Origin of the sequence: Peptoniphilus phoceensis (assembly GCF_001517665.2) — a bacterium.
Classification (GTDB): Bacteria; Bacillota; Clostridia; order Tissierellales; family Peptoniphilaceae; genus Peptoniphilus_A; species Peptoniphilus_A timonensis.
In genome coordinates this window covers 305205-318417 of sequence record NZ_LN999808.1, presented here as the reverse complement: position 1 = coordinate 318417, position 13213 = coordinate 305205, and the positions used below count along the sequence as shown (strand labels likewise).

At 30.9% G+C, this 13213-nt stretch carries 11 protein-coding genes; 1 reads left to right on the top strand and 10 read right to left on the bottom strand.

The features are described 5' to 3' along the window. Nucleotides 1–222: 222 nt before the first annotated feature. The 10 genes from BN3657_RS03545 to BN3657_RS03500 all read right to left on the bottom strand — a co-directional run bounded on the left by BN3657_RS03545 (nucleotide 223) and on the right by BN3657_RS03500 (nucleotide 12509). Nucleotides 223–2865 (bottom strand): S-layer homology domain-containing protein, encoded by a 2643-nt coding sequence (locus BN3657_RS03545; protein WP_062551799.1) that lies wholly within the window; start codon nucleotides 2863–2865, stop codon nucleotides 223–225. A 158-nt stretch (nucleotides 2866–3023) separates the two neighbouring features. Next, the gene (locus tag BN3657_RS03540; protein ID WP_062551798.1) at nucleotides 3024–4343 is read right to left on the bottom strand and encodes a M18 family aminopeptidase; all 1320 of its coding nucleotides are present in this window, start codon (nucleotides 4341–4343) and stop codon (nucleotides 3024–3026) included. Nucleotides 4344–4361: 18 nt separating this feature from the next. Further along, on the bottom strand, nucleotides 4362–5798 hold the full coding sequence (locus BN3657_RS03535; RefSeq protein ID WP_062551797.1) for an APC family permease: 1437 nt from the start codon (nucleotides 5796–5798) through the stop codon (nucleotides 4362–4364). Nucleotides 5799–6341: 543 nt separating this feature from the next. After that, a complete protein-coding gene (locus tag BN3657_RS03530) occupies nucleotides 6342–6746 on the bottom strand; it encodes a hypothetical protein (protein WP_062551796.1) in 405 nt (134 codons plus the stop codon). Nucleotides 6747–6765: 19 nt separating this feature from the next. Continuing rightward, entirely contained in the window at nucleotides 6766–8367 is a 1602-nt protein-coding gene (locus BN3657_RS03525; protein ID WP_062551795.1) for a potassium/proton antiporter, read from the bottom strand. A 124-nt stretch (nucleotides 8368–8491) separates the two neighbouring features. Continuing rightward, nucleotides 8492–8773, bottom strand: a complete 282-nt coding sequence (locus BN3657_RS03520) for a hypothetical protein (RefSeq protein ID WP_019139026.1) — start codon at nucleotides 8771–8773, stop codon at nucleotides 8492–8494. After that, a complete protein-coding gene (locus BN3657_RS03515; RefSeq protein WP_062551794.1) occupies nucleotides 8760–9962 on the bottom strand; it encodes a pyridoxal phosphate-dependent aminotransferase in 1203 nt (400 codons plus the stop codon). Before BN3657_RS03515 ends, BN3657_RS03520 begins: the two co-directional genes overlap by 14 nt. 26 nt (nucleotides 9963–9988) lie before the next feature. Continuing rightward, complete coding sequence (locus BN3657_RS03510; protein ID WP_062551793.1) at nucleotides 9989–10945, bottom strand: ATP-binding protein; 957 nt, start codon at nucleotides 10943–10945, stop codon at nucleotides 9989–9991. After that, entirely contained in the window at nucleotides 10920–11933 is a 1014-nt protein-coding gene (locus tag BN3657_RS03505) for a DnaD domain protein (protein WP_062551792.1), read from the bottom strand. Before BN3657_RS03505 ends, BN3657_RS03510 begins: the two co-directional genes overlap by 26 nt. Before the next feature lie 3 nt (nucleotides 11934–11936). Then, nucleotides 11937–12509 (bottom strand): GNAT family N-acetyltransferase, encoded by a 573-nt coding sequence (locus BN3657_RS03500; protein ID WP_082676817.1) that lies wholly within the window; start codon nucleotides 12507–12509, stop codon nucleotides 11937–11939. Nucleotides 12510–12722: 213 nt separating this feature from the next. Here BN3657_RS03500 and BN3657_RS03495 point away from each other — a divergent pair, with 213 nt between their 5' ends. Next, nucleotides 12723–13205, top strand: coding sequence for an Lrp/AsnC family transcriptional regulator (locus tag BN3657_RS03495; RefSeq protein WP_019139031.1), 483 nt, complete (start codon nucleotides 12723–12725; stop codon nucleotides 13203–13205). The last annotated feature ends 8 nt before the right edge of the window (nucleotides 13206–13213 follow it).

The following is a 13213-nucleotide window of genomic DNA, read 5'->3' as shown; positions in this document are numbered from 1 at the left end:
GTAATTATATCATAAATAGAAAAATTTGTAATAATTAGCTTTAAATTTAGAATAAATTTCATTATGTTTTTAAATAATTTTTTCCTCTAGCAGAAATCCCAATAAACTTATCCATAAAATCAATCTAAAATATATTTTAGCAAACTTAAAAACTTTTTATATTTCTAAAGCATAAAAAAGAGCAGACCTAAGTCTGCCCTAAAAAAGTATTTATTTAAATTATTAGAGTAAATTTACAATTACCCTTGAGATTTCACCTCTTCTAATATTTTCTTTAGGGTCAAATCTTCCATCATCTCTTCCTTGGAAAAGTCCTCTGGAAACAGCTTTTTTGACCTCTGTTTTTGCCCAATTTGATATTTCATCTTCGTCTTTAAATTTAATATCCTTAAATTCTTTCCTATTAATGCCTAATTTTTCAACATATCTATTTAAAATAGCTGCTACTTCTTCTCTTGAAATTTCTCTATTAGCTTTAAATTCACCATCATCATATCCATAGATAATTCCAATTTTGCTAGCCCAGACTACATATCCCTTGTCTTTGTTATTATCTAAATCTTTATAGATGTTTTCATTGTAATTTGATGGATTGACATCTTGCATCTTTGCAAGTGCTTTTACAAGTTCTAACCTAGTTGCATTTCTATCTGGATAAAACTTTCCAGCATCTAAATCCATTAGCTTTTTATCTAAAACTTTTTCTATAAATTCACTAGCCCAGTGATTTTTGTAATCTCTTTCTTCTATATTTTTTGTTTCATAATTTTTATCTAAGATATTATTTTTATTCTTTGAAGATAGAGAATAGGTCACATCTACTGGATAAGTTTTTTCATGATGATGTCTTATAAAGATGCTATCAATTTTATTTTCATTATCCTTATATTTAGCATTATCATCTATTTCTGTCCAAGGAATTTCACTTTTGTTTTCCTTTTTATCGTCTAGCTTATCTTCTCTAGGATATATTTTTGCAAAATTAAATCTGTCCCTAAAGTTAAAGTCAATTAAATCATCATTTCCCTTGCCAGACATATAATTTACATCAAAGAAAGTTTTTTCACTTTCATCAAGACTTGCTGCATAAGGAGAATAAGTTTTTAAGAAAATTTTGTTGTTATCTTCGTCAAACTCTGCGTATTTAAAGAATCCATTTCCTCCATTATAGGAAAATTGATAGTCAGCTAAAACAGTTAGGACCATTTTATTATTGTCATTTTGATAGATCTTGTTTCCTGCCCCGTGATAGTGTCCAGATACTGTCATAAAAACTTGATCATACTTCTTTATAATATTCCAAATTTCATCGCCAACTTTTGATAATTGTACTGAAGATGGTTCTGTGTAGGAGCAATCAACTATGTTATGACTGACAATAATTGTTGGGTTTTCTCTATTATTCTTTAAAATATTTTCAAACCACTCTTTATCTCGTCCCAGGTCATACCAGGAAAGTCCTATCATAAGATATTCATAGGAACCTGCTCTTACCTTCATGTAAGAAGATCTTCCAGAAGGAGAATCATTTACTAAATAAGTTGCTTTTTGTAAAAATTCTGAATTTTTTCCAAAATAATTGGTATAAAATAAATCTTGTGGTTTATTATTGGGATTTAAATAAAAATCTTTGTCGCCATATTTATAGCCAGCTTCTGGTAAGTAGTCGTGATTTCCAGGGATAATCAGAGTTTTTAAATTAGAATCTGCAAGTTTATAAAAAATATTTCTAGAATCTTTAAATTGTTCTTCTGAATCAAAATCTTCGACTATGTCTCCTAGATGAGCAACAGCTTTTATATTTCCCTTATTCGCATCATTTATAAGTCCTTCAATCGCTGTATTCATTACATCTTTTCTAAATTTTACTGTGTTTTGAGTGTCTGGCAAAAATACAAAATTGTAATTATTTTTATTTTCTAAAGAAAATTCTCTATTTGATCCAAAATCTCCAGCAAGAACTTCAGGATTTTTTACTATCCATTCACTTTTATCAAGTTCTCCTCTTGAAATTCTTATAGTTTCTATATTTCCATTTAAAAATTTATCCAAACTTTGACTTCCTTCTTTCCACCAAGAAGAACCAATTCTAAATCTTCCGTCCTTAGGATCAGCAAAAATTCCCTTCATTTCTCCACCGTCCTTAGAATTGTAATTTCTAAAAGATTCAGCTCCATTTAGATATGATTTAATATTTCCCTTGTCATCACAAGTTATGGCAATGTGATACCATTGTCCACCCTTATCCATGGCAACAGACCACACAGATGAATCCATCATGTGTGAGTCGTTCTTATTTACTGTTAAGTACTGCACTTCTTTACAATTTGAAACTGCTATTGATGTTGAACCTAATTGTGGTTCATCCATTGTTTTAACATCTTCTGTCTTGTCAATTTGTCTTGCCATAATCCCCATCCATTCATCTTTACTAGTCCAATCCTTAGGCAAATAATATAAAATCTCAATAGTATAACCTTCTTCAAAAGTTTCCTTATTTATTGCTGCATCATTATTAGTAATAAAATCAGCTCCCTTATCTTTTGCAAGTCCAGCAAATTCAATTGATCCCTTTCCATTAACGGATTCATCAGAAAACTTTAAAAAATCTTCCCAATTTTCACTAGACTTATCTTCTGTCAAATGACTCTTTGAGTAAGTTTGCATTAACAAGTCATTATTATTGCCACTGACATCTTTAATCTTTAAAGTTCCATCACTAATAGAACCAGTAGAATTTTCTTTATTAAAATCCCACTCTGCAACTACTTTTGATTGTGCAAATATTCCACTTGGAATAAATGATACAAACAATGCAACAAATAAAAATAGTGACAAAAAACTTCTTCTCAAATTATTTTTCACTTTTTTAACCTCCTCATTTTTCCATGGGTAATTATAAAAAAATAATATTTATATTGAGATTATAAAAAGTAAAAGCTATGTAAAATTTTATTTCAACAAAAAAAGAGCAGACCTAAGTCTGCCCAAAAAAGTATTTATTTAAATTATGAATTTAAATCTTATTCGATGGAGATTTTTGATGCTCCTTCTATTTTTATATTTGAGTTGTAATATTTTGTAAGTGCCTTAACCATATAGGCTGGATCCTTTGCTCCAGCTGTTTCATAGTTGGAGTGCATTGCAAGTTGTGGTAGTCCTATATCAACTGCGTGTAGTGAAACTTGTGTATTTGATAAGTTTCCAAGTGTTGATCCACCTTGCATATTACTTCTGTTGGCAAAGTGTTGAACTGGCACATCAGCAAGAGCACAAATCTTCTTAAATACTGCTTGTGAAAAAGCGTCTGATGTGTATTTTTGATTTGCAGCTTCTTTTATTACAATACCTTCATTCATGAAAGTTCTGTTTTCATCGTCAGTTAATTCCTTGTGGTTAGGATGAACTGCATGAGCATTGTCAGCACTTACAAGGAAAGATTTTGCAACTGCCTTGTGATACTCTTCTTCTTCAAAGCCAAGGGATGCATTTAGTCTTTTTAATGTGTCTTGTAAAAGAGTAGACATAGCGCCTTGTTTTGTGTTGGATCCAACTTCTTCGTTGTCGAAGCAGCAGTAAACATTTACTGCCAAATCATTTGATCCTTCTATAAAGGCTTTAAGTGAAGTGAAGGCACATTCAAGGTCATCAAGTTTTGGTGATGATACAAATTCATCTTTATAACCCCAAATTTTCCCTTCTTGTCTATTTACAAGGAATAAATCTTTAGAGATAATTTGATCTTCATTAACTCCAAGTTCTTCTGCTATCATCTTGTTGTAATCTCCAACTTTCATTGCTCCTGTTGTAAATAGTGGAAGTAGGTCAACTTGTCTATTGTAGTTGTAGCCCTTATTTACATCCCTATTCATGTGGATAGCAACATTTGGAATAATTAAAAGATCTTTATCGATATTTAGTAGCTTTGAAACTATAGCTCCATCTTCTTCTACTAAGACTCTTCCTGCAAGTGTAAGTGGCTTGTCAAACCAAACTGAATCAATTGGTCCTCCATACACTTCCACATTTAGTTTTACATAGTCCTTTGGTCCTTCAAGCTCTGGCACACTTTTTACTTTAAAAGTTGGTGAATCAGAGTGAGAAGCCACAAGTTGGTAGTGGTAGTCTGATAAGTCACTACCCACTTTAAAGGCAATTATACTTGAGTCATTTCTTGTTGTGTAATAATTTTTGCCCTTTTCAATATTCCAGCTTTCGCCTTCTTTTAATTCTGTAAAATTTTCTGCGTCAAGGTATGATTTCACAGTGTCAACTGTGTGGAACATACTTGCGCTCTTTCTAATAAATTCTAACAATTCTTTTGAAGTTTCTAAATAATTCATACTTCCTCCTTTTAGAATTTAGCTAAGTTTTTTATCTTCCTTTGCTCTAATCATTGGTAAAATTACTCCAAGTGCAACAAGTACAAGTGGTGTAATTACGTTAAGTGCCATTTGCATTGGGTCATCTGAAATCATACCAAGTATACAACAAGCTGCTGTAACTATGAAGCACCAGAAGCCAAAGAATAAAGCAAGGCCTTGTTTACGAGTAAAGTAGAAGTCTCTTTCTACATCGCCTCTGTTCTTTCTCAAGAAAATATATGCCAAGAATACCCATAAATAACGAAGTGGCATTGTAATTGAGTTAAGTTTTGTAAGTTGTCTTAATACTGTTGCAGCACCTGGCACAAGAATTTGTGCAAGGATAATTGAACCAGCAAGAACAATTATAAGTTTAATACCATTGATGTAAGCTCCATATTTATTTTTCTTTAGAAGCTTTCTTGGAATGTATTTATTTGTCTTATCATCATCAAGTAGCATTCTTAATGGTGCATCAATACTTACAACAAGTGTAGAGAATTGACCAATAGTGTTACATAAAGCGTAAACAATCATAAGTGCATTTCCAAGTCCATAATATTCCCCAACTTTTTGGAATGCCCAATAAGCACCATTAGCTGCATAAGAGTCAAAAGTTGCTGGATCTGAATTAATAATAGCAGGATCAAACATCATTCCCATAGCAATAGTACCAAAAATAGCTGAAATAATTACCATTACAGCAGCAAAAATCATTGCTTTAGGGAATTGCTTTGAAGGGTTACCTTCCAGGTTGTTTACATAAGGACTCATCTTTTCAATACCACCAACGGCAAATACAAGAATTGATAAAGAAGTGAAATACTTCATATCAAATGTTGGGATTAAATTATTAAGAGACCAGTCCATAGCTTGGTAACCACCATTTGGATTGATCTTTGGTGCAGCAAGCATCATTAAAATATAAAGAATACCCATAACAAACATACTTGAACCTGCAATAGTTGCAAGGTTTTTAAGTGGGTTAAGTCCCCTACTTGCTACCCAGCAGAAAATTAAAAATACTGCTAGAGTTGCGATTTGTACATAAACAGTTGGTAGTGAGTCATAAACTTCTGCGTTTTGGAAGAACATCCAGCTCATTGCCTTTAGTCCACCAGAACCCTTAGAAGCGATGTAGGTAATGTGACATGCCCAATAAGTCCAACCTGCGTAATAAGCTAGCTTATCGCTAGAAGTTGATCTTATCCATGATGTAACTCCACCACCCTCATCCTTGAAGGCTGAACCAAGTTCCCCAACCATTAGAGCGTTTGGAATAAAATAAAGTGCGAACATTAGGATCCATGAAAATATTACTTGAATTCCGTTAAAGAATACGAAACCGTTAACAACATTTCCAAAACCCCATAAAGTGGAAAATGCCATAAAAGCCAGCGCATTCCACTTAATTTTCTTTTGTGAATCTTGCATTTAAACTCTCCTCTCATAAAAATAATTGCATGATTTAGTTAATTATAACCTTAAAAAAATAAGTCGTCTAGTGAAAATAAGAATTTATAAAAACATTTTTCTTGCTTGCTTTTTTGGATTAACGCTTTAAATCGCTTTATAAATAAAGTTTTATATCCCATTAAATACAAATCTATATTGGTTTTATGTGAGAAATTATTATATTTATAAAAAATTCCATAATTTTAACAATGTCTTAAAAGTACAATTTTTCAGAATTTTATTTGGTATTTTTATAAAAAATATTTTTATCTTTATAAAGTTTTCTCAATAAAAAACCCCTAAATCCTATGATCTTTTCCATAAATTTGGATGAAATGTCATAGGATTTTTAGGGGATGAATTTTAAATATTACTTTTAAAAACTTTTTCTTCTTTATTTAATAAAAATTTTCTTATTTCAATTTTTCTTCTCTGTAAAATTCCAAGTTGGATTACTCTTCTCTTCAAATGGTTTAAATTTTTTATTACACTAATACCATTATTTTTTTAGTCAAGGATTTTTTAATTTATTTTTTCTAAAATTTCATGGACCCTATCTCTTAAATCAAATAAATTTTCTCTAATTTCCTTGATTTCTCTATTTACACGAAGGTCTGTAAAAATATTATCAAAAATTATATCTACAAAAAAATCATAAGTTGAATCAGGAATTTCTTCGTCTAAATTAATTCTTATGTCATATAATTCTTTTTTTGCTCTTTCTAATTTTTCCCTTATAATTTCTAGACTTCTGTTTATGTCTTTTATTTTCCCTCTTTTTATAAGACCAATTATTCCAGAGTCAGCAAAGATGTCTGCTATTCCCCATCTAGATGCAGATTCTGTCAATCTTATAGTCTTATCAATTTCATTTTCAAGATCTATTAGGGCTTCTTTCGCTTCTCTTAATTCTTTTTCTTCTGACATAATTTCCTCCATTCTAAAATCAGTCTGGATCCTTAATTTTTTTTATTTCCCTAGATATAATCGCCCTATCTCCTGAATTTAATAGGGTTTCTCCTCTTGGAACAATTATATCTCCATTGGGTCTTTGAACCATAATTATAAGTTCATCTTTTCCCATGTGAAGATCTTTTACTCTTTTGCCTGCCCACTTGTGACTCTCAGAAATTTTTATCTCAAGTAAATCTTCTCCTGTGTAATCGAAATAAGTTTCTCCTCCCAAAACTAAAATGTCTCCATCTCTTAAATATGTGTTACCTCTTGGGACAATACTGGTGTTATCTCTTTCTATTTTTGCAATAATTAGATTAAAGGCAAGTTCAATATCTGATATTTGTTTATTTACCCAAGGAGATAATTTCGTAACACGAGTTCTTATAAAGCCTATATCTGTTTTATCTGAGTAATAATTAAAGGTCCTTAAAATTGTGTCATCTGGATCGTACATGTCAACTTTTTTTGTAATAAAGGGAAGGGCTGTTCCCTGGATTAAAAGTGAAAAGATACAAATTACAAAAACTATGTGGAAAATATCTATGGATAATTTTATTCCGCTATTTATAACCATAATCGCAAAGGCAATAGCAGCTGCCCCTCTTAGTCCTGCAAAAGAAATTATAGCTAGCTGGTTTTTCTTCATTTTAAAGGGCGCCATTAGTCCAAAAACTGCTAGTGGTCTTGCTACAAAGAGCATAAAAATTGCTATTAGAAAACCTATTGGCAGGGCCTTAATTATCAGGTGAATATCTGATAAAAGTCCTAATAAGAAAAACATGGCAATTTGAAAAATGGACGACAAGCCATCATAAAAGAAAACTACATCTCTTTTTTTCTTGAATTCGTGGTTTCCTATATAAATTCCCAAGACATAAAGGGCTAAAAATCCATTTCCTCCAAAGATTTGTGTAACTGCATAAGTTCCTATCATCATAGTTGCCAAAAATACTGAGAAGAATCCATCTTCGTCAAGGGATAATTTTTCTATAATTTTTATAAAAATATATCCCAGCAAAAATCCGCCAGCTAAGCCCATTAAAACTTGCTGCAAGATAATGATAGGTATTGACACACTATAGCCTGACAAAATTGAAAAAATTACATAGGCCATTGTATAAGCTGTGGGGTCATTGGATCCACTTTCTATTTCAAGTAGAGATGCCGTCTTGTATTTTAAGTTTAAGTTTTTTGATACAAGTATATTTGATACAGAAGCGTAATCAGTTGATGCTACAACTGATCCAAGGAGCATGGATTCTAAAAAATCAAATTTCAAAATATAATGACAAAATAGTCCTGTTATAATTGCCGTTGCAAAAACTCCAAGGCTTGCAAGAATTATGGATTCCTTTGCCCTCTCACGACCCATATTCCAGTTAGTTCCAAATCCACCGTAAAAAATTATTATCATAAGTGCTATTGTGGCAATATTTTCTGCAATTTTAAAATTATTAAAATCATATCCCAAGGCAGAAAAAACAACACCCAACGCCAAGAACAAAAGTAGGGCAGGAAGACCGGACTTGTTAGATATTTTTGTAGCAATCATTGCCAGCAAAAGAATTACTGTTATAAGTAATAGATTCATAAATTCTCCTCTTTCTAATTTTAAAATCTATTTTTAAAAAAGGAACTGCCAAAAGACAGTCCCTAGCTATAATGTGATTATACCACATCTATTGTATTAAAGTGTAAAATCATCTCTATATGTTTTAAATCTTATTAGCAGATTTAAAAATATAAAATAAAACTCCTGTTAGTGCATAAAAAGCAATTAGACTAAAGAAAAGTCTTTTATTCTTGCTGATAATTGCCATAATTAGAGTTAAGACAATTATAACAAGTGCTAGGACAATTTGAAGAGTCCTAAGACTTTGATTTATTGCTCCCTCACTTGTCCTTATATATTGATTTGCAAGGACAGATATCATTATAAGAGTTACCAGAAAAATTATTGTTTTTTCTAAAATCTTTAAAATCTTATCTTTCTTCATTTTCCCTCACATAGGCTTCTATACCTTCTCTTAAAATTCTCATGCTCTTTCTAAGATCATCAACATTTAGGACAAAGGCAAGTCTTACCATTTGCTTTCCATCTTCCTTATTTTTGAAAAATCCTGCAGCTGGAGCAAACATTAGGCTTTCTCCATCAATATCAAAGTTTTCTATTAGCCAAACTGCAAACTTTTCTGTATCGTCAACTGGAAGTTTAGGCATTACATAAAATGCTCCCTTTGGTTTTTCCACTGTTACTCCAGGAATGCTAATTAATTCTTCATAGATGACATCACGTCTTTTTTGATATTCTTTATTTACTTCTTCAAAGTAAGATTTATCAATACCATATAATTTTGCTGCAGCCATTTGTTCAAGAGTTGGAGCTGCAAGTCTACAGTTGCAAAGTTTATTTATTGCATCTTTAAATTCTTCATTTTTTGATGCAATTGATCCAATTCTTGCCCCACAAGCACCAAATCTCTTTGATATGGAGTCAATTAAAATTAAATTTTCTTCTATTCCTTCCACTTCTCCAAAGGATTTATAAGTATTTCCGTCATAGACAAATTCTCTATAAACTTCATCTGCAACAATAAATAAGTCGTGTCTTTTTGCTACATCTACTATTCTTAAAATTTCTTCTTCAGAATAAAGAGCTCCAGTTGGATTCGTTGGATTTGAAAGAAGAATAGCAACAGTTTTGTCAGTGATATTTTTTTCAATTTCTTCAACTTCTGGAAGGGCAAAACCCTTTTTAGGATCAGTCTTAAAAGCTTGAAGTTCAACTTCTAATTGTTCAAAGACTGTCATGTAGTTTGTATAAAAAGGATCTGTTGTCAAAACTTCGTCACCTGCATCGCAAATTGATTGGAAGGTAAATAATAAAGCCTCGCTGGCACCATTTGTGATGTAAATATCCTTAGCATCAAATTTTATATTTCTATTTTTATAATAATTTGCAGTAGCTTCCCTGAGTTCTACTAGACCTTGAGCGTGAGCATAAGGAAGTGGTCCCTTTTCTAAATTTTTAAAAGTGTCATAATAAACATCTGGCACATCAATATCTGGTGCCCCAATATTTAGAGCATAAAGCTTTTTGCCTTCAGCTTTTGCCTTATCTGCATATGGTGTAAGCTTCCTAACTGCTGAATATTCTACTTTTTGAATTCTATTTGATAATTTCATTTTTTCTCCCTTCAATCTGTCTATAGCTATTGCCATCTTAAATCTGGTCCAAAAAATTTAATTGGAACGAATTTTTGGAAAACTCGTGAAAAAACTCTGTCAGTGTAAGTTTCCGACAATTCTTTTGGCGATAAATTTGTGGAAATCAAAGTTTTTTTACCACGCAAAAGTCTTGTATTTATAATATTAAAAATCTCTGAAGTTGTAAAAGAATTTACAAATTCAATTCCAAGGTCATCAACTATTAAAAGATCTGCCTCAAAATAAAGATTGTACTTGTCATCATCTATGTTTTTAAATTTTCTGTCTTCTATTGTCTTTAAAATTTCGTAAGCTGTCTGATAGATCACTATTACATCACTTTTTATAAGTTCAGCTGCAATACAATTTAATAAAAAAGTCTTGCCCTGACCTGTGGGACCCCAAAGCAAAAGATTTAAATCATTTTTTTCATGAAAATCTCTAATATATTTTTTAGAAATTGCCAAGATATTTGTCATATTCTCTCTAGGGGACATTTGATATTTTTCATAAACTTTTTCTGAAAAAATATTTAAATCAAACTTGTCAAAATTTTCCCTATCAAGCATATAAGAAATTGAAGACATGTCATATAATTCTGAGACAATTAATTTCTTTAAACAGTGGCATTTTTCATCATCTTGATTTATACCTGTGTCATGACAGTCCTTACAAGTGTAAATTTCTTCAAGATAGTCTCTAGGATATCCGCTTTTCTCTAAATAATCCATCTTATTTATCTTTAAATTATAAATTTTTTCTGAAGCTTCAAGTGATTTATCTGAATTTGGGTTTTTTATTTGATTAATCGATTCTCTTAGGGCAATATCTCTTATTAAAGCATCAATTTGCCTTATTTCAGGAATCTTTTTATAGACTTCTTCCAACCTTTTTTCATGGGTTTCAGAATTCTTTCTCCTCAAATTCTCATAATAATTACTTATCTTGGCTGTCAGTTCCATAATCAACACCTAGCTTTTTAAAGCCCTCTCTTTGTTTTCTCATAGCAACATCAAAGAGGTCATCTTCTGAATAATTATCTGTGATTTGCTTGAAATTGTGAAAAGCTGTTGGCTTTCTCTTCTTTTTCTTTTGATCCTTCTCCTCAATTTCTTCCACAGAAGTAATATTCAAATCCTTCCATTTCATTAGGATGGCATCAACATAATTTACATTTGGTTTAGAAATTTTGGAAGTCCTCTTACAAGCTTCAAGGACTAAATCCTTGGAAAAATTAAATTCATCAAACCAAGAATTTATAATGTTAAAGTCAACTTGACTAAACTTCTTGTCGACTCCAATATACCTCATGATTTTTTTATATCTATAATATTTTACATCATGTTCAATATATGACCTTTCAACATCTTCCATGGTCCTTATATTATCTCTTGACCAGTTTCTCACAACTTTTTCCACATAAGAAATATTATAAATTCCCTTGATTTCTGTTGTGTAGAAAAAGGCCTCTTCTATTAAGTCTGCTGGCATATTGTATGCTGTAATCCAATTTATTATGTCTATTTTTTTCATTGGAGCTATGGGTTCTCTCATTAAAAACTCAGCCCTTGTAAGTAAATTTGCATAAGTTGGATTTGCAACAATATCAGAATATCCTCTGTCTTTTTTCTTTTCCTCTTCCTTTAAATTGTAGACATTTTTAATATAAAGTTCCTTCAAATTTACAAACTTAACCTTGCCATCTTCTATTTCAACTATACCCATCTTTTTCCAGTAATCCCAAGCTCTTCTGACATCAGACTCAAGAATACCTAGATAGTCAGCTATATTTTCGTCACTAATATCACTTCTATTTTCTTTTGCAAACTTGTAGCCCAAGAGATAAACTTTTACAAATTCTCCATTAGCAGCAGGCATAAAGTCATTTAAAAAAATATTTTCAATGGAAGTTTCTCCAAGGTCGTATTTATTTTTTTCAAGTAAAAACATATTTCACCAATCTCTTTCAAGGTCTAAGTCCATCCTTATGGCGTAATTAAAAGTTCTATTTAAAATAACTTTAAATGAAGACTTATTTTCATAAAAATCAGGAATTTTTTCATTATAATTTCCATTGGGAAACTTCATGAGAAACTTATTTTTCTCTTTAAAGCCAAGTTCTTTATAAACTTTTATTGCCCTTTTGTTGTAATCAGCTGCAAACAAAATTATCTTTTTAAAGCCTCTTTTCTTTAAGTAATTCAAAAAGAGCCTAAGTATCCTTTTTCCAATTCCCCTATTGATATAGTCTGGGTCAAGGACCACGCCAAGCTCTGCTTTTTTTAGGATAGTATTTATATTTTTAAGAGACAAATAGCCAATGATTTTTTTGTCCATTTCTATTACAAAATATTCTGAAAAAGGCCTTCTTGTCTTCCACTTAAACCATTCTATTATATCTTCTTCTGACTCTTCTATAAAATTATACTCCAAAAAAAGAGGTGATTTATGGCGTCCCCAATTTTTAAAAGTATAAACATCTCTCAAGTTCATCTTTCTAAAACTAAGACATGGATAATTTTCCATAAGAGCCTCCTTAGAATTCATTATATACTATTTTGACATGTCTATAAAGAACTATAAGTTTTTTTAAATTAAAGTGACTTTATATCTTTTTATTCAAAAAGAAATATTTTTATTTTTACATTGTTTAATTATATTTAATTTTTTTCTATTTATGTTAAAATAAAGTAAGGTTAATAAAAAAAATTGTACAATTCGTAACAGGGGAGAATTTTTATGAGAAAAAATGACAATTTAGATGAAATTGATATCGAGATACTAGAACTCTTGAGAAAAAATGGTCGCATGAGCCACGAAGATATTTCAAAAAAATTGAATCTTACAAGACCTGCTATTCATAGAAGAATATATAAGATGGAGGATGCTGGTTACATCAAGGGCTATAAAGTCCTAGTTGACTGGCAAAAAATCGGCTACAATGTGGACACTTATGTCCTAGCCAAGGTCAATACCAATGACTTTAAAGGACTTATCTCAAAAATTATGGAGATAAAAGATGATAAATTTAAAATATTTGAATGTTATAGGGTTACAGGTGAGCACTGTATTATGCTCAGAATAAAAACTATAAACACTTCAGATTTAACTAGATTTTATGATATGATTTTACAAATCGATGGAATACTTGATACAAAAACTCTTCTAATCCTTTATTCTGAAAAGGGAAATGACGAAATCTTTACAAGAATTGAGGAATAGTCAAAAGA

Bases quoted from the DNA above. Each gene is read 5' to 3' on its own strand.
- BN3657_RS03540 (WP_062551798.1), bottom strand. From the start codon at position 4,343: ATGAATTATTTAGAAACTTCAAAAGAATTGTTAGAATTTATTAGAAAG.
- BN3657_RS03535 (WP_062551797.1), bottom strand. From the start codon at position 5,798: ATGCAAGATTCACAAAAGAAAATTAAGTGGAATGCGCTGGCTTTTATG.
- BN3657_RS03530 (WP_062551796.1), bottom strand. From the start codon at position 6,746: ATGTCAGAAGAAAAAGAATTAAGAGAAGCGAAAGAAGCCCTAATAGAT.
- BN3657_RS03525 (WP_062551795.1), bottom strand. From the start codon at position 8,367: ATGAATCTATTACTTATAACAGTAATTCTTTTGCTGGCAATGATTGCT.
- BN3657_RS03520 (WP_019139026.1), bottom strand. From the start codon at position 8,773: ATGAAGAAAGATAAGATTTTAAAGATTTTAGAAAAAACAATAATTTTT.
- BN3657_RS03515 (WP_062551794.1), bottom strand. From the start codon at position 9,962: ATGAAATTATCAAATAGAATTCAAAAAGTAGAATATTCAGCAGTTAGG.
- BN3657_RS03510 (WP_062551793.1), bottom strand. From the start codon at position 10,945: ATGGAACTGACAGCCAAGATAAGTAATTATTATGAGAATTTGAGGAGA.
- BN3657_RS03505 (WP_062551792.1), bottom strand. From the start codon at position 11,933: ATGTTTTTACTTGAAAAAAATAAATACGACCTTGGAGAAACTTCCATT.
- BN3657_RS03500 (WP_082676817.1), bottom strand. From the start codon at position 12,509: ATGGAAAATTATCCATGTCTTAGTTTTAGAAAGATGAACTTGAGAGAT.
- BN3657_RS03495 (WP_019139031.1), top strand. From the start codon at position 12,723: ATGAGAAAAAATGACAATTTAGATGAAATTGATATCGAGATACTAGAA.